Source organism: Microbispora sp. NPDC004025, from assembly GCF_053604425.1.
Window position 1 is genome coordinate 153,586 of the sequence record NZ_JBSGHN010000017.1, and the last position, 15,259, is coordinate 168,844.

Here is a 15,259-nt window from a genome sequence, read left to right on the forward strand (position 1 = left end):
ACGATCTCCAAGCGGCTCACAAGGGTGACGCGCCAGGCTGTGGCCGACCTTGAGACAACCATCGTGAGGACAGCACACATGACCAGGAAGTTCGCCGCCGCGGGCGCGGCCGTCGCCCTGACCATGCTCGTCGCGCAGGTGCCGGCCGCCCGGCCTGCCGCCGCCGCGACGACGTACAGCAGCCCGTGCCAGGGGGTCCGCGACTGCCTCGGAGAGATGCAGAGCGGCGAGGGATGGATGGTCGAGACCCCCGAGAAGAACTGGAAGCGCGTGATCTACCGGTTCAAGCACCTGAAGAAGAGCGAGAAGAGGGTGTGCGCCCACCAGTACCCGCGACTGACCATGTGGATCAGTGATCCGAAGAGCTCGCGCCACAAGACGGTCACCATCAAGGCGTCCGGTAAGCTGCCCCGCCGCGCCTGTTCCTACTGAGACGGGCGTCCGTCGTCCTAACCTGGAGCGATGTCGATCGACGGCACGGCGGCGTACGACCGCCTCACGGGACTGCCTCCACTGGTCGGGCGCGCGGTCGAGGCGGCGCGGCAGGCGGGCTTCGGTCCCTCCTGCCGGCCTGAGCAGGGGCGCCTGCTGTACGCCCTGGCGTCCGGCGCCGAGATGATCGGTGAGACCGGCACCGGATGCGGGGTGGGCCTGGCCTGGCTGGCGTCGGGCGCCCGGCCTGGGGCCCGGCTGGTCAGCGTCGAACGGGATGCCCGACGAGCCTCCCTGGCGGCCCAGGTCTTCCTCGATCACCCGCAGGTGTCGGTGATCTGCGGCGACTGGCGGGAGATCCACCGGGACGGGCCGTACGACCTGCTCGTGCTCGACGGCGGCGGCCAGGGCAAGAGCGGTGCGGAGCCGGCCGATCCGCACCGGCTGCTCAGACCGGGAGGAACGCTGGTCGTCGACGACCTGACCCCGGCCCGGCACTGGCCGCCGCGCTTCGACGGTGCCGTCGACCGGGCACGCATGCACTGGCTCGGCCACCCGGGGCTGGACGCGGCGGAGCTGCGGCTCGCGCCCGATCTGGCCGCGGTCGTCGCCACCCGCCGCTTCCCCGAGACGTCCGGCACGGCGGATCGCTGAGCCGGCTCGCGTTCAGGGCTGGGCAGCGGGGTTCGTAGCGGGCAACCGCGTCCGGTTGTAGTGGCTCCCGGCGGATGCCGCCGCTGAGGCCCTTCGAAGTCCGGGCCGCATCAGCGCGCGACCTGGCCGCTGAGCCGGGCGTAGGCGGCAGGCGGCATCCCGACGGCGGCGGTGAAGTCACGCGTCAGGTGAGCCTGGTCGGTGTAACCGAGCTCGGCTGCCAGCGTGGCGAGGTCGAGGCCCTGCTGGATCCGCTCCGCGGCCTCGTGCAGACGGAAGCGGCGGATCACCCACTTGGGGCCGGCGCCGACGTAGTCCCGGAACAGCCGCTGCAGCGAGCGCACCGACCGCCCCGATCGGGCGGCCAGCTCGTCGACCCTGGTTATGGACGTGTCGTCCTCGGCCATCGCCACCAGGGCCGCGGCCTCCTCCGCCAGCGGATCCTCGGACGGGCCCAGACCCCGCAGGAACGTCTCTACGAGCGCGACGGCGGCCCGGGAATCGGGCTCGGCCAGGACCCGTTCGACCAGGGCCGCGCCGGCCGCTCCGAACATCTCGCCGATTTCTACGAACTGGCCGGACAGCCGTGATACGGGGCCGTCGAGGAACGGCCGGAACCCGCCCGGGCGGAAGCGGGTGCCGAGCACGCGTCCGCTGCCCCGCATCGTGTAGGAGAAGCCGCCTTTGATCACTCCCGCGATCCGGTGGAAATCCCGGGTGATCGTCATGTTCACCGTGGGATGCGAGATGATGCGCTGTTCGTACGGCTCGCCGAGATCCGTCCACGTGACGACCCAGAAGTGCTCCACGTACGCCGAGATCTCGGGTGACGGCGCCTGCCGGACGAAGTCGAAGGCGTCGAGCCCGGCGTACGGGTTCACCCAGCCGCGCTGTCGCGTTTCTACAAGCCGCGCCTCGGGCGGGCGCGGCACGATGCCTGCCATGCGAGAGATGATGCCGTTGATGACGCGCACCACCGAACGAACCGCGGGCTTGGTGCGCTCGGTGCGGCAGGAGCAGCTCGGGCTCCTGACGCCCTGCGAGAAGTTCGAGGTCAAGGACCTGATCAACCACCTCGAGTGGGTGGCGGAGCTGTTCGAGTCGCTGGCTCGCAAGGGACCGCGCGTCGAGCAGGGACCCTACACGGGCGACTTCCCCGAGCGGGCGGGGCGTGCGCTGGCCGCCTGGTCGCGGCCGGAGGCGTGGGAGGGGACCAGCCCCGCCATGGGCATGCCGATGACCACGCTGGCCCACATGTACCTCGTCGACATGGTCGTGCACGGGTGGGACCTGGCCAGGGCCACCGGTCAGGAGTACGAGCCGGACCCGGAGGCCGTCGAACGGGCCCTGGGCTTCACCGAGACCATGGTGGAGATGGGCAGACGTCGCGGCGCGTTCGGACCGCCGGTGGCGGTCCCGGACGACGCCGCTCCGTTCGACCGTCTGCTCGGCGTCATCGGCCGGGACCCGGCCTGGACACCCTGATTTCGGTCCCGTCCGGCGACAGCCCCAGGGTGGCCAGGAAGCGTACGCCTTCCGGGTCGTGACGCTCGAAGCCGAGCCGTGGGGTTCCGACTTCTCGTCGTCGCCCAGATTGGTCTCGACCTCGGACTTCTCGCACTCGGGGCCCCAGAGGTCGTCGGGGAAGCGGTGTTCCCCGCCCTGGGCGACGGCGATGATGCGGTCGCTGAACCGGTACGGCAGATGTCCGGCGGCGAACTCGGGGAGGGGCTCGCGGGAGAGGGTCATCTCCCGATCCCAGGCCTCGTCCGAGTAGTCCTCCCACGCGATGTTGAGCCCCGGCCGGATCTCCGCGATGGACTCGAAACCCCTCCCGCTCGAGTAGCCGCCGCCGTCGTAGTCGAAGGAGACCGAGTTGAACGTCCGGTTGGTGACGGGGGAGGGGAAACGGTAGAGCCTCTTCACCGGAACGAGCACCCAGTCGCCGTCCGCCCGGGCGGCGAAGTGGGGGACGCCGTTGATCCGGAACATCACCGGGACCAGATTGCTGTCCAGGATGGCGAGCAGCGACTCCTCTAGTCGGCGAAGAACTCCTCGTTCACCCGGGCCTCCGCGTCGCCGCGGTCGAGATAGGCACTCCGACCCGCTGCCGTGGTGAATACGGCGCGCGGCAGCGCCCTGGGCCGCTCCCGTGTCTCACCCAGCCCAGGCGGCGATCGTCCTGCCTACGTCGTGATCATGCATGCGGGCCAGCGCCTCGCGCTCCAGCCGGCTCATCCACTGGTGTGGAACCCCACCGTCTCGGCGATCTGCCGTCGGGTCTGCTCCGCCGTGCCGTCAAGGCCGAACCGCAGCCGTACGATCAGCGCCTGGCGGGGCGCGAGGGCGGCCTGGCCGAGCGGAGCGCGTCGGTCGGCCTGTTCAAACGCCGCCTCCGGACGGGCCCATGTCGCGTGCTCCACCGGTTCGTGCTGCGGGGACTGCTCCAGAGACGAGGGCCGTCGGCCGGTCGGGCGTCGAGGGTGACGTAGTTGCGCGCGAGCAGCCGCCAGGCGAGGACTCCACGCCAGCACGGTACTTGAATGGATCTCACGTTCCGTAGAGTCGTCGATCTGGGTGTCGAGATCATGAGCGACCGTGGTTACCCTCATAGCTCATGCTGAGTGGCCCGCTAGGTGTCGGATCGTGTGAACCAGCACTCTGACATGTCTGAAATCACATGCATGCGATTGCCGAGTACCGAGTAGATGTGCGTTCTGCTTTTGTTTTCATTCTCCCTCAACTGCCCCGAGGTGCGGTCGACCCGACCGGTGCCGGTGGTGGTCCAACCCGGATTATCGCTCGTCGCCGGGAAGGTGCTCGTCCATATATAAGTACCATCGTCGTGAATGACGACCTGGGCGTCCCAGGTGGCTCCTGTTGAGAATTTCGTGCAGGTCCCATTCCATCTGCCGGATGGATCGTCGGTGTTCGCGTATGCCTGTGTCTGACTTTCGCGACCGAGGACGATTTCGCTTGTATGTGCGGCCGGCAAGGAGGCGGCGCCGGTGAGCATCGCGAAGGCCAGGACGATGAAGCGTATAAGTTCAGGCATCGCATGAACTTTCTTCGACTGCCATGTGTGAACTGTAGGGTCGAGACCAATGGTCACGTGAGGGCCCACTCGAAGCAGGCAGAAAGGTGCTTGCCGATCGGCGTATGAGTGCTGCATCTCGGCCGTAGCTGTTATCCCGGAGGCGTGCAGTATTTTGCCTGACCCTCCTGGAACCCCTTATCGTACTCTTTATTGTAGGCCTCGGCATATCCTAGCCCGTAAGCATCTTTGCTGGCGCTCGGGTCAAGGCGGCCCTTTCCCCAATCGTAATCGCATTTATTATATGCCTGTGACGCGCCGGCCTTGTAGCCTTCCGGCGTTCCCTTCTCGTAGCCCTCCTGATAGGGCGAGTAGTCGTCCGTCTCGATTTGTGGGCCGGCGACGAGAGTCTGGTTCTCCCCCGATGGGGCTGCCACGGCTTGCGCTGTTGTAGGCCCGAGCGATACGGCCGCGAGCAGGGCCGATCCGAGAACGACGGACTGTCCGTTGTAGTGCATTTCTGTTCCTCTGTTCGATTCTGATGTGGTTAAGGATGAGGATGGGGGCGTCTCTTGCGGGGCCCCGGTATTCTCGTGGCCTGGGGCCACGCGCCGGGAGTCGGCGCTCCGCGCAACTCTGAAGACGGCATGTTTATTTCTCCAGCGCCGCGTCTCCCCAGACCACGCTGTAGACTCTGTCGCCCGATATCCACGTTGTCTTGAGTTTGAGCCGCAGTACGTTGCCGATGCTGACTCGAATGGTATCGGCCTCGCCGAGGCCGAGTTGGTTGTGGTACAGCAAGGTGTCGTCGCCGTAGACCTCGACGAGAGCTTTGGCGTCGGCTGGAGCGTCATCTTGTACACCAACCGTGGCTTTCAGCGTCTGCCATGCTCTGGAAAGGTCGTATTCGGCTTGATTCGCGCCCTCCCATGGGCTGTTCGGCTTCAGTGTTATGCTCTGGGGGTATGTCGTCCCGTTCACATTTGCTGATTCCGCAACAGGGCTCCCTGTGACTGCTTGTATTGTGCTTAGGTATTGGACGTCCTGGATCGGGGGTGGGGCGCTTTCGCGAGCGGTGTAGTTGATATTTTCTGCGGCAGGAATGCAATGCCATGTATAGCTGCCCGCGGCGGATGCCAGCGGATTTGTAAGTGTGAGAGCTAGCGCGACCCGCGCTGATTTACGACGATCAAACATATTCAACATCACTCTGTGCCTTCATCGGGGTGACGGCTGCCTCGAATCATCCTGTTGGCAGGGGATCCGGCTGTGCGCCTGCCGCGATCGCTCGCGGGCAGCGCGACTTTTTATTCGTGCGCCGTCCGGTTCGGCGCCAGTCGTAGGTCCCTGCCCGCTATCTGGAGCCACAGCTCTATCCGACCAAGAGATAACGAGAGAGGTCCAGGCGGGCAGTTGTGATTTTGCAGGAGCATAGATTCATGCCTGCGAACGTTTCACCAAAGGAAGGGCTTGGCGTTCACTGGCCTGCCTCGCCCGCGCCGATCACATGCGCCGAGGCGCGGGAGATGATTGAGCCGATGGACATGGTGACCCATATGGTCACTGTTATCTGGTGCGGGTCTAGAAGGGTCTCGGTGCGAGGCACCCGCCGGCCACGAACTCGCTGAGCACGTACGCCTGGCCCTCGGCGATGTGCTGCTACACGCGGAAGTCCAGCGTCACGACGTGCGCGCCGATGAGGTCACATAGGCGATCGGTCCGTCCGAGGTGGATCTGAGCCGCCTGCCGAGAACGAGATCGGCGATTCGCAGGTCCTCGGGTGAGCCGCTCCGGACCGCGTTGACGGGGGCGTCGAGGTCGGTGATGTAGCCGGCGAGCCGTACATCGAATCGGTGACGTATCAACCCGTCGCCCGGGCAGCTTGCTTTCCCAGCCGCCCAGTCCCGTCAGCACCGCCACGACGAAGCCGCCGAGTGTCACGGGCAGAACGCCGGCCCGCGCGATCTTCTGTGGATTGCCCACCCATCAGCCGCGGAGCGCTCATAGCAGGTGCTCGGGTGCCAGGTCGGCATGGAAGCCGATGTAGGGCCGGTCCTCGTCTCGGGCCGGCTTCGCCACGTGGATCCGCAGTACCGCGACGGTGTTCGTACTCGCGGACGCTGACAGAAGGAGGTGCGCTGTCACGTGAGAGCGATCAGCGATGCGCCGCGCCGCATCCTCAGGGATGACCGGCGTTGCGCCTGGATGACCGGCCACAGGGAGCAGGCCCGCTGCCGCGACTATGCGAAAGGCGGCGAGCGAGATGTCGAAGCGGTCCGCGGCCTGCCGCAGAGTGATGAGGGTCATGGCCTGGCGTCGTCTCCTCGGGCTTCGTCTGGCCCGGTCGATGCCGAGCTGGGGCGTGCGATCCAGAGGAACGCATTCCTCGCGGAGGCGGGCGACAGCGTCGCGGACGCGGTGCCCGGTGCGGATCAGCAGCCGGGGTACTTGTCGTTAGAGAGGCGGCCGCCGGTGAACGCGGTGGTGAAGTCGTCGGCGAGCTCGACGACGGTGTCCCTGCCCTCCAGCCGGGACAGCCAGCGCCCCGGCAGCGCCGGCTCTCCGTGCACCGTGCCGAGCAGGTTGCCGCAGAGGGAGCCGGTCGAGTCGCTGTCGCCGGAGTGGTTGACCGCGAGCAGCAGCGCCCGCTCGATGTCGTCGCCGCTCACCAGCGCGCAGTAGGCCGCGATCGCGAGCGCCTCCTCCGCCACCCATCCGCCGCCGAGCGTCTCCACCGCCTCGGGCGACGGCTCCGCCGTACCGGTCAGCGCGACCGCCGCCTCCATGGCGGCGGTGGTCTCCTCGTGCGCGGGCCGCTCGGCGAGCAGTGCGAGGGCGTCGTTGACGGCCTCCGCGAGCGGCGCGTCCTGGGCCAGGAAGCAGATCAGCGCGGCGAAGGCCCCGGCCGCCAGATAGCCGGTGGGGTGTCCGTGCGTGATCTGCGCGCAGTCGGCCGCGAGCGTGAAGGCCTCGCGCGGATCGCGAGTGGCCAGTCCGAAGGGGGCGGAACGCATGACGGTGCCGCAGCCCTTCGAACCGGGATTGACCGCTCCGGGCATGCCGGGGGCGGCGAGCGGGCCGGGGCCCGCGCGCAGCCCGGACAGGCAGGCGTTGCCGGGCGCGCGGCGGAAGTACAGCCAGGCCTGCTCGCGCAGCCGCCCGGTGCGCACGAGGCCGTCCTCGGGCGGCGGCACGCGGTGCTCCTGGGTGTCCAGCCAGCGCAGGTAGGCGTGGCGCACCACCTGCACCTCGCCGCCGCCGATGCCTCTCTCCCCGGCGCGTACGTGGGCGCGGATCAGCCCCTCGACGGTGAACAGCGTCATCTGGGTGTCGTCGGTGACCAGGCCGGTCCTGCCGTTCCAATTGGGTGCGAGGTCGGTCAACCCCGCTTCACCGTGATCGCGGCGGATCGCGGCGATCGAGTCGAACTCGACGGGGGCGCCGAGGGCGTCGCCGATCGCCCCGCCCAGCAGACAGCCGCGCACCCGTGCACCGAACGGAACATCGCTCACAACTCGCACCGTAGCGTCAAAACCGACCCTCTTGTCGCGACATCGCGGATCGGATAGAAACGGTGCTCACCTCGAGTAGGAAACTTTCCGGCCTACTCGGGCCGGAACGCGGGGTGAGCGTGAGCGGGAACTACCTGGCCGGGCCGCAGGGCCTGCTCCGGTCGATCAACGCCCGCGCCGTGCTCGACGTGGTCGACCGCGAGGGGCCGCTGGGCCGGCCGGAGATCACCAGGGCGACGGGCCTGTCCAAGACCACCGTCGCCCAGGCGCTGCGCGAGCTTCTCACGCTCCGGGTCGTCGAGGAGGCGGGCGCCGACACCACCCGCCGCGGGCCCGCCGCGACCCTCTACCGGATCGCCCCGCGCTGCGCGTTGGGTCTCGGCGTGGACGTCGGCCACCTGCGCGTCCGCGCCGTCCTCGTCGACGCGGCGGGGGAGGTGCTGGCCCGGGCCGAGACGCGGGCGCCGCGACGCAAGGTGGCCGACACGGCGGCGACGGTGGCGGCGCTCGCCGCCGAGTGCGCCGAGCGGGCCGGGACCGCGCCGGACGCCGTCGGCCAGGCCGTCGTCGGCGTGCCCGCGGTCGTGGCGCGTGACGGCCGCACGGTCAGGCGGGCGTACGGGCTGCCGCAGGGCGGCCTCGGCCTGGCCGAGGCCATCGAGCGCGACCTGCCCGTCCCCCTGCTGCTGGAGAACGACGTCAACCTCGCCGCCGTCGCCGAGCAGCGGTTCGGCTCGTGCGCGGACGTGGCCGACTTCGTGCTGCTCGGCGCAGGGGTCGGCCTCGGCGCCGGGATCGTGCTCGGCGGCCGTCTCCATCGAGGATTCGCCGGGGGAGCGGGCGAGGTCGGGTTCCTGCCCCATCCCGCCACCGAGCTCGGCACCGAGGTGATCGGCGCCCGCCGCATCGCCGAACAGGCCAGGCGGGCCGGCATCGAGGGCAGCCCGTCCCCGCGCGAGATCTTCGAACGCGCCAGGGGCGGCGACGAGAGGGCGCTGGCGGTCGTCGACGCGACCGCCCGCAGGATCGCCCACGTGGCGGCCTCGATCGCCCTGGTGATCGAGCCGGAGCTGTTCGTGCTCGGCGGCGCGTTCGGCGCCAGCGCCGACCTGCTGCTCGGCCGCATCCGTCGTCACCTGGCCAGGGACGCCGCGCCGCTGCCGATCAGGATCATCGGGAGCGGCGTCCCCGAGGACGCGGTGCTGCGCGGCGCGGCCTGGCTGGCCCGCCATCGGGCGCGGGAACGCGCCTTCGCCGCCGTCACCGGCGGGCGGCCGTACGACACGGACCTCGGCGGCCCCGCCGAATCCGGGAAAGGGGACATCACGTGAACCTCGCGCAACGGCTCGGCGCCGGGCCGGAGGACCGGCTGCTGATCGTGAACGCCGACGACTACGGCATGTGCCGGGCGGCGAACACCGGCATCAGCTCCCTGCTCGCCGCCCGCGCCATCAGCTCGGCGACCGTCATGACGCCGTGCCCGTGGGCCCCCGACGCGGTCCGTACGGCTGTCGCGGGCGGCTACGACGTCGGCGTCCACCTGACGTTCACCAGCGAGTGGGAGGGATACCGGTGGGGGCCGGTGACCCGCGACCGCGCGGTGCCCTCGCTCGTGGACGACGCCGGCTACTTTCCGGCCGACTCCCGCACGGTGGAGGAGCGGGCCGACCCCGAGGAGGTCCGCGCGGAGATCGACGCGCAGATCCGCAGGGCCGTCGCCCTCGGCCTCGACCCGTCGCACGCCGACAACCACATGGGCAGCCTGTACGGCCTGGCCACGGGCAGGGACTTCCTCGACGTGGTCTTCGCGGCGTGCGCCGAGCACGGCCTGCCGTTCCGGCTGCCCCGGACCCTCGACGGCATGGGCCTGCCGGAGGAACTGGAGCCGTTCGCGCGGGCCAGGGCCGAGGCCGCCGACGCGGCGGGCGTGGTGATCCTCGACCGGCTGTGGACGCTGCCCTTCGAACTGGCCGAGGGGGAGGCGTACGAAACGGTCCGGGACGACATGGCCGGCCTGATCCGGGCGTTGCGCCCCGGGGTCACCGAGATCTACATCCACCCGTTCGAGGACACCGGCGAGCTCCGGCAGATCATGCCGCACCACGCGAAACGCGGCATGGAGCTGCGTCTGTTCACCGATCCGGAGGTCCGCCGCGCCATCGAGGAAGAGGGCGTCCGGCTCATCGGCTGGTCCGACCTGCGCACGCTGCAGAGAACCCGATGACGGGCTCGACGAGGCGCGGTCAGGTGCTGGCGTACGGCGCGGGCAACCTGTCGGTCAACCTGCTCAGCCAGGCGTTCGCGACCTTCGCCACCTTCTACTACGTGGACCACCTGGGCGTCGACCCGTCGCTCATCGGCGTCGCCATGGTGATCCACGGCATCGTCAACGCGGTGCTCAACCCGCTCGTCGGGCACGTCTCCGACCGGACGCGCACGCGCTGGGGCAGGCGGGTGCCGTACATCGCGATCGGGATGGCGCCGCTGGCCGCGGCGTTCACCATGATCTGGATCCCGCTGGTGGACGGCGCGACCCCGAGGTTCTGGTATTTCCTCATCGCGGTCCTCGTCTACGACGTGCTGTTCGTCGTCGTGGTCCTGAACTACGTGGCGCTGTTCCCCGAGATGTTCACCACCATCGCCGAGCGGGCCGCCGCCGCGTCGTGGCGGCAGATGTTCGCCATCGTCGGCATGATCGTCGGCGTCGCCGCCGCGCCCCTGCTGTACGGCGCGATCGGATGGGCCGCGATGGGCGTGTCCTTCGGCGTCGTCGCGCTGGCCTTCTTCGCGCTGTCGCTGCGCGGCTCGGCCGAGCGAACCCACCTGGAACGCGAGAGGTTCGGGTTCCTCACCGCGCTCCGCCACACCCTCGCCAACCGCGCCTTCGTCACCTACGTCACGGGCAGCTTCCTGCTGCAGCTCACGTTCGCCCTGCTGCAGGCGGGCATCCCGTTCTTCACGAAGTACGCCCTGGGCGAGGCCGACTCCGCCAACACCGTCATCCTGGGCGCGGTGTTCGTCACCGCGATCCCGATGGTCTACGTGTGGAGCCGGGTCACCACCCGCCTCGGCCCGCGGCGGGCGATCCTCGCCGCGATCGTCGTGTACGGCGTGGCGCTCGTGCCGTTCCTGCTCGTCGGGACCCTCGCCCTCGCGGCGGTCACCGGGGCCGCGGTGGGAGTCGGGATCGCGGGCATGCTGGTCCTCCTGGAGATCCTGCTCGCCGAGGTGATCGACGACGACGAGCGCAGGACGGGCGCCCGGCGTGAGGGGATGTATTTCGGGATGAACGGGTTCATCGTCCGCTGGGCGGTGTCCCTGCAGGCGGTGATCATCACCGTCGTGCTGGCCCGCTCGGGATATCGCAACGGGGCCGCGGTCCAGCCGGACTCCGTTGTCACGGGGGTCCGGCTGATGATGGGCCTGGTGCCCCTGGCGGTGCTCGCGGTGGCCTTCGGCTGCTTCCTGCTCTACCCGCTGCGGACGGGTGCCGGCCGCGGCGACGGAAGCGCCCTCGTCCCGGCGGAGAACTGACCAGGAAAAATCGGCCCGGAAGATGTGACCACTCGTCCGGATGCTTTCGGCCCCCCCTTTACTCCATCCGGATGAATCCCCAGACTTGACGGCGTCACTGTGCGGTGAACGTGATGACAGTTCATCGTCCCTCAGGAGCGCTGACGCGCAGCTCGGATGCGGAGCGTCCGGCGCCCCGCACGCCGGCACGGAACGGGGATGCCCATGGTGAGGATGCCGCGCCTGGTGATCGGGCTGGCGGCGGTCCTGGCGGCGCTCCCGGTGCCGGTGATGGGGACGCTGTCCGCCACCGGCGCGGCCGTCGCGGAGTCCAACGGGGGAGTGCGGGTGATGCCGCTCGGCGACTCGATCACCGATGGTTTCACCGTGCCCGGCGGCTACCGGATCGACCTGTGGCGGAAGCTGACGGCCGGCGGGCACCGGGTCGACTTCGTGGGGTCGATGTCCAACGGGCCCGCGAGCCTGGGCGACCACGACCACGAGGGCCACTCCGGCCTGCGCAGCGACGAGATCGACGCCGGAATCGTGAGCCGGCTGCGTACTCACACACCGCGTACGGTCCTGCTGCACATCGGGACCAACGACGTCTACCAGAACCCGAACGGCGCGTCCTCCCGCCTGGCCACCCTGATCGACCGCATCACCGCCACCTCCCCGGAGGCCGAGGTGTTCGTGGCGACGATCATCCCGCTGTCCGGCGCCGACGCGACCGTCCGCTCGTTCAACGCGGCGATCCCCGGCATGGTGCGGGCCAGGGCGGCCGCCGGGCGCCGCGTCCACCTGGTCGACATGTACGGCGCGCTCACCACCGCCGACCTGGCCGACGGCGTCCACCCCAACGCCGCCGGCTACGCCAAGATGGCCACGGTCTGGTACGACGCCCTGCGTTCCGTGCCCGGCAGCCTGAGCGACGGCGCCCCCGGCCCCACCCCCAGTCCCACGCTGCGCCGGCCCGTGACGTCCACTGGTCCCGCCGGTCCGCGGCCCCGGTGACGACCTGATGACCCCCGCACAGGAGCTCCCGATGACAGACGCTCGCATGCGCGCCCTCCGGGACCGCCTCGGCGGCCTGGCGTACGGCGGGGACTACAACCCCGAGCAGTGGGATCCGGCCGTGTGGCGGGAGGACGTCCGGCTCATGCGCGCGGCGGGGGTGAACCTCGTGTCGCTCGGCGTCTTCGCGTGGGCGTCGCTCGAACCGGAGCCGGGGAAGTACGAGTTCGGCTGGCTCGACGAGGTCATGGACCTGCTCCACGAGAACGGGATCGCCGTCAACCTCGCCACCCCCACCGCCGCGCCGCCGGCCTGGCTGTCCCAGCGGCATCCCGAGGTCCTGCCGGTCATGGCCGACGGCGAGCGGTTCGGTTTCGGCAACCGACTGCACTACGACCCCTCGTCGCCGATCTACCGGGAGCACGCGGCGGCCATCACCACCCGGCTGGCCGAGCGCTACTCCTTCCACCCGGCGCTGGCGATGTGGCACATCAGCAACGAGTACGGTCCCACGGCGTACAACGAGGCCGCTTCGGCCGGCTTCCGGCGCTGGCTCGAGCGCAGGTACGGCGATCTGGCGACCCTCAACGAGGCGTGGACCACCCGCTTCTGGGGGCAGGTCTACACCGACTGGGACCAGGTCGAGGCGCCGGCCGTGCCGCGCACCTGGATGAACCCCGGCCGCATCCTGGACTTCAAGCGCTTCACCTCCGACGCCCTGCTGGAGTGCTTCGTCGCCGAGCGCGACATCGTCCGGTCATTCCGCGACGACATCCCGGTCGTCACCAACTTCATGCGCTTCTACCGGCACGCCGACTACTGGAGATGGGCGCCGGAGGAGGACGCGGCGGCCCTGGACATCTACCCCGACCCCGCCGACCCGGACGCGCACGTCTCGGCGGCCTTCCAGTTCGACCTGTTCCGCTCGCTCAAGGGCGGCCGGCCGTGGCTGCTGATGGAGCAGGCCGCGAGCGCGGTCAGCCAGTGGCGGATCAACGTGGTCAAGGAGCCCGGCCGGATGCGGCTCGGCTCGCTCCAGGCGGTCTCCCGCGGCGCGGACTCCGTCATGTTCTTCCAGTGGCGGGCCGGCCGGGGCGGGCACGAACGCTTCCACTCGGCGATGCTGCCGCACTCCGGCCCGGACTCGCGCACATTCCGCGAGGTCGTCGAGCTCGGCCGCGAGGCCGGGCTGCTGTCACCCGTCGCGGGAACCACCACGCGCGCCGAGGTCGCCGTGCTGTTCGACTGGAACGGCTGGTGGGGGCTGGAGGAACTGTGGGGCCTGCCCCGCAACGACTTCAGCTATGTGGACACCGTCATGCGGCACTACCGGCCGCTGTGGGAGCACCACCACGCGGTCGACGTCGTGTCGCCGCACAGCGATCTGTCGCGCTACAAGGTGCTGGTCGTGCCCAACGCGTACCTGATGGACGACGAGGGCGCCGGCGCCGTCACCGAGTTCGCCCGGCGCGGCGGGACGGTCGTCATGTCCTTCTTCTCGGGTGTCGTGGACGCGTGCAACCGGGTCCGGCCGGACGGCTATCCGGGCGCGTTCCGGCGCCTCATCGGCGCGAAGATCGACGAGTACTGGCCGGCGCGCCCCGGCGAGCGGTTCGCCGTCGAGTTCGCCGACGGGAGCACGGCGACGGCGGACTGGTGGCGCGAGGACATCCACCTGGAGACCGGGACCGCGCTGGCGACCTACGCCGACGGGCTGCTCAGGGGGCGCGCCGCGGTCGTCGCGAACGCCTACGGAGCGGGCCGGGTCGTGTACTTCGCCACCCTCCTGGATCGGGACGCCTTCGACCGGGTGCTGATCGGCGAGCTGAGGGAGGCGGGCGTGGCCGGCCGCTTCGACGGGCTGCCCGCGCACCTGGAGTGCACCGTCCGCGAGGACGAGCGGCACGAATACCTCTTCCTCCTCAACCACGACTCCGGGGCGCCCGTCACCGTCCCGCTGGAAAGCGGGGGCACGGACCTCCTCACCGGCCGGCCGGCGTCAGGGGAGATCACCCTGCCGCCCCTCGGGGCGGCGGTCGTGCGGCGGGCGCGGCAGGCGTGAGCGCGGTCCGGCCCCCGGCGGGGCCGTGCTCTCCCGCACGACGAGCTCGTTGGCGAGGTCGATCCTGCTCGTGGCCGGTTCCACGCCGCGGGCCAGGTCGAGCAGCATCTGGGCCGCGACCGTCGCCATGTCGCACAACGGCTGGCCCACCGTGGTGAGGGCCGGCTCGACCCAGCCGGCGACGGGCACGTTGTCGTAGCCGACCACCGACAGCTCCCCGGGGATGTCGAGGCCGAGCCGGTGCGCCGCGCGCAGGACGCCGAGCGCCTGCAGGTCCGACCCGGCGAAGATCGCGGTCGGCCGGTCGGGGCGCGACAGCAGGTCCATGGCGTGCTCGTATCCGGCGTCGACGTAGAAGTTGCCGTACCTGACGAGGCCGGGGTCGACGGTGAGCCCCGCCTCGTCGTGGGCGACCCGGAACCCGGCGACCCGTGCCCTGCTGCACATCACGTCCTTCGGACCGGAGACGACCGCGATGCGGCGGTGGCCCAGTTCCAGGAGATGACGAGTGGCGAGCAGGCCGCCGTCCCAGTTGTTCGAGCCGACCACGGGCACGGACTCGGCGATCTCGCCGTCGGTGTCGACGACGACGAACGGAACCTGCGCCCGCCGCAGCTTCTGCTGCTGCGACTGCGACGGGCTGGACATGACGAACAGCACGCCGAGGGGCCGATGGTCGAGCACGCCGTCCAGCCACTCCTCCGGTGGCCGGTGCGCTCCCTTCAGCTGGGACAGGACGACCTCGATCCGCGCGGCGGAGGCGACGGTGTCGACCCCTCGGATGATCTCCATCGACCACATGGAGTTCAGCTCGTGGAAGACGAGGTCGATCTGCCCCTTGAGCGGCCTGCGGCGGAGGCGGCGGCGGTACTGGTGGCGGGCGAGTCCGGCCTCGACACGTTCGCGCGTCTCGGGCGACACGTCGGGGCGGCCGTTGAGGACCTTGGAGACCGTGGTCACCGAGACGCCGAGCTCCGCGGCGATGGACGCGATCGTCGTGGGGCGAGGGCCGCGGGCTGGAGAAGGGCTGGTCATCGC

At 70.0% G+C, this 15,259-nt stretch carries 17 protein-coding genes; 9 read left to right on the forward strand and 8 right to left on the reverse strand.

Features of this window, described 5'->3' with window-relative positions:
- Positions 1-78 precede the first annotated feature (78 nt).
- Together ACWEQG_RS33155 and ACWEQG_RS33160 are read left to right on the forward strand one after the other, a co-directional pair.
- Entirely contained in the window at positions 79-432 is a 354-nt protein-coding gene (locus ACWEQG_RS33155) for a hypothetical protein (protein ID WP_452290842.1), read from the forward strand.
- A gap of 30 nt (positions 433-462) precedes the next feature.
- Complete coding sequence (locus ACWEQG_RS33160; RefSeq protein ID WP_452290844.1) at positions 463-1,086, forward strand: O-methyltransferase; 624 nt, start codon at positions 463-465, stop codon at positions 1,084-1,086.
- Positions 1,087-1,196: 110 nt separating this feature from the next.
- Here the strand turns inward: ACWEQG_RS33160 and ACWEQG_RS33165 are convergent, their stop codons facing one another.
- Positions 1,197-2,030, reverse strand: coding sequence for an AraC family transcriptional regulator (locus ACWEQG_RS33165; RefSeq protein WP_452290846.1), 834 nt, complete (start codon positions 2,028-2,030; stop codon positions 1,197-1,199).
- A gap of 19 nt (positions 2,031-2,049) precedes the next feature.
- Here ACWEQG_RS33165 and ACWEQG_RS33170 point away from each other — a divergent pair, with 19 nt between their 5' ends.
- Both ACWEQG_RS33170 and ACWEQG_RS33175 read left to right on the forward strand, forming a co-directional pair.
- Entirely contained in the window at positions 2,050-2,571 is a 522-nt protein-coding gene (locus ACWEQG_RS33170) for a TIGR03086 family metal-binding protein (RefSeq protein WP_452290848.1), read from the forward strand.
- Between the two features lie 78 nt (positions 2,572-2,649).
- A complete protein-coding gene (locus ACWEQG_RS33175) occupies positions 2,650-3,126 on the forward strand; it encodes a hypothetical protein (RefSeq protein ID WP_452290850.1) in 477 nt (158 codons plus the stop codon).
- Between the two features lie 194 nt (positions 3,127-3,320).
- Here the strand turns inward: ACWEQG_RS33175 and ACWEQG_RS33180 are convergent, their stop codons facing one another.
- From ACWEQG_RS33180 to ACWEQG_RS33205, 6 genes are all read right to left on the reverse strand, one after another.
- Positions 3,321-3,509 (reverse strand): hypothetical protein, encoded by a 189-nt coding sequence (locus tag ACWEQG_RS33180; RefSeq protein WP_452290852.1) that lies wholly within the window; start codon positions 3,507-3,509, stop codon positions 3,321-3,323.
- Positions 3,510-3,718: 209 nt separating this feature from the next.
- Positions 3,719-4,198 (reverse strand): hypothetical protein, encoded by a 480-nt coding sequence (locus ACWEQG_RS33185; RefSeq protein WP_452290854.1) that lies wholly within the window; start codon positions 4,196-4,198, stop codon positions 3,719-3,721.
- Between the two features lie 74 nt (positions 4,199-4,272).
- Positions 4,273-4,638 carry a hypothetical protein gene (locus ACWEQG_RS33190; protein WP_452290856.1) on the reverse strand — a complete coding sequence of 122 codons (366 nt, stop codon included), beginning with the start codon at positions 4,636-4,638 and terminating at the stop codon, positions 4,273-4,275.
- Positions 4,639-4,771: 133 nt separating this feature from the next.
- Complete coding sequence (locus ACWEQG_RS33195) at positions 4,772-5,101, reverse strand: NPCBM/NEW2 domain-containing protein (protein WP_363472243.1); 330 nt, start codon at positions 5,099-5,101, stop codon at positions 4,772-4,774.
- Positions 5,102-6,121: 1,020 nt separating this feature from the next.
- Entirely contained in the window at positions 6,122-6,427 is a 306-nt protein-coding gene (locus tag ACWEQG_RS33200; protein ID WP_452290858.1) for a hypothetical protein, read from the reverse strand.
- A gap of 125 nt (positions 6,428-6,552) precedes the next feature.
- The gene (locus tag ACWEQG_RS33205) at positions 6,553-7,632 is read right to left on the reverse strand and encodes an ADP-ribosylglycohydrolase family protein (RefSeq protein WP_452290860.1); all 1,080 of its coding nucleotides are present in this window, start codon (positions 7,630-7,632) and stop codon (positions 6,553-6,555) included.
- Between the two features lie 119 nt (positions 7,633-7,751).
- Between ACWEQG_RS33205 and ACWEQG_RS33210 the strand changes: the two genes are divergently transcribed.
- From ACWEQG_RS33210 to ACWEQG_RS33230, 5 genes are all read left to right on the forward strand, one after another.
- Positions 7,752-8,963, forward strand: a complete 1,212-nt coding sequence (locus ACWEQG_RS33210; protein WP_452290861.1) for an ROK family protein — start codon at positions 7,752-7,754, stop codon at positions 8,961-8,963.
- Positions 8,960-9,856, forward strand: a complete 897-nt coding sequence (locus ACWEQG_RS33215) for a polysaccharide deacetylase family protein (protein ID WP_452290863.1) — start codon at positions 8,960-8,962, stop codon at positions 9,854-9,856. Before ACWEQG_RS33210 ends, ACWEQG_RS33215 begins: the two co-directional genes overlap by 4 nt.
- The gene (locus ACWEQG_RS33220) at positions 9,853-11,166 is read left to right on the forward strand and encodes an MFS transporter (protein WP_452290865.1); all 1,314 of its coding nucleotides are present in this window, start codon (positions 9,853-9,855) and stop codon (positions 11,164-11,166) included. Before ACWEQG_RS33215 ends, ACWEQG_RS33220 begins: the two co-directional genes overlap by 4 nt.
- Positions 11,167-11,370: 204 nt before the next feature.
- Positions 11,371-12,159, forward strand: a complete 789-nt coding sequence (locus ACWEQG_RS33225; protein ID WP_452290867.1) for an SGNH/GDSL hydrolase family protein — start codon at positions 11,371-11,373, stop codon at positions 12,157-12,159.
- A gap of 31 nt (positions 12,160-12,190) precedes the next feature.
- On the forward strand, positions 12,191-14,221 hold the full coding sequence (locus tag ACWEQG_RS33230) for a beta-galactosidase (protein ID WP_452290869.1): 2,031 nt from the start codon (positions 12,191-12,193) through the stop codon (positions 14,219-14,221).
- Here the strand turns inward: ACWEQG_RS33230 and ACWEQG_RS33235 are convergent.
- Entirely contained in the window at positions 14,159-15,256 is a 1,098-nt protein-coding gene (locus ACWEQG_RS33235; RefSeq protein ID WP_452290871.1) for a LacI family DNA-binding transcriptional regulator, read from the reverse strand. The two genes, ACWEQG_RS33230 and ACWEQG_RS33235, sit on opposite strands and share 63 nt — an antisense overlap.
- Between the last annotated feature and the right edge of the window lie 3 nt (positions 15,257-15,259).

Bases quoted from the DNA above. Each gene is read 5' to 3' on its own strand.
- ACWEQG_RS33220 (WP_452290865.1), top strand. From the start codon at position 9,853: ATGACGGGCTCGACGAGGCGCGGTCAGGTGCTGGCGTACGGCGCGGGC.
- ACWEQG_RS33155 (WP_452290842.1), top strand. From the start codon at position 79: ATGACCAGGAAGTTCGCCGCCGCGGGCGCGGCCGTCGCCCTGACCATG.
- ACWEQG_RS33200 (WP_452290858.1), bottom strand. From the start codon at position 6,427: ATGACCCTCATCACTCTGCGGCAGGCCGCGGACCGCTTCGACATCTCG.
- ACWEQG_RS33230 (WP_452290869.1), top strand. From the start codon at position 12,191: ATGACAGACGCTCGCATGCGCGCCCTCCGGGACCGCCTCGGCGGCCTG.
- ACWEQG_RS33225 (WP_452290867.1), top strand. From the start codon at position 11,371: ATGGTGAGGATGCCGCGCCTGGTGATCGGGCTGGCGGCGGTCCTGGCG.
- ACWEQG_RS33165 (WP_452290846.1), bottom strand. From the start codon at position 2,030: ATGGCAGGCATCGTGCCGCGCCCGCCCGAGGCGCGGCTTGTAGAAACG.
- ACWEQG_RS33190 (WP_452290856.1), bottom strand. From the start codon at position 4,638: ATGCACTACAACGGACAGTCCGTCGTTCTCGGATCGGCCCTGCTCGCG.
- ACWEQG_RS33160 (WP_452290844.1), top strand. From the start codon at position 463: ATGTCGATCGACGGCACGGCGGCGTACGACCGCCTCACGGGACTGCCT.
- ACWEQG_RS33235 (WP_452290871.1), bottom strand. From the start codon at position 15,256: ATGACCAGCCCTTCTCCAGCCCGCGGCCCTCGCCCCACGACGATCGCG.
- ACWEQG_RS33170 (WP_452290848.1), top strand. From the start codon at position 2,050: ATGACGCGCACCACCGAACGAACCGCGGGCTTGGTGCGCTCGGTGCGG.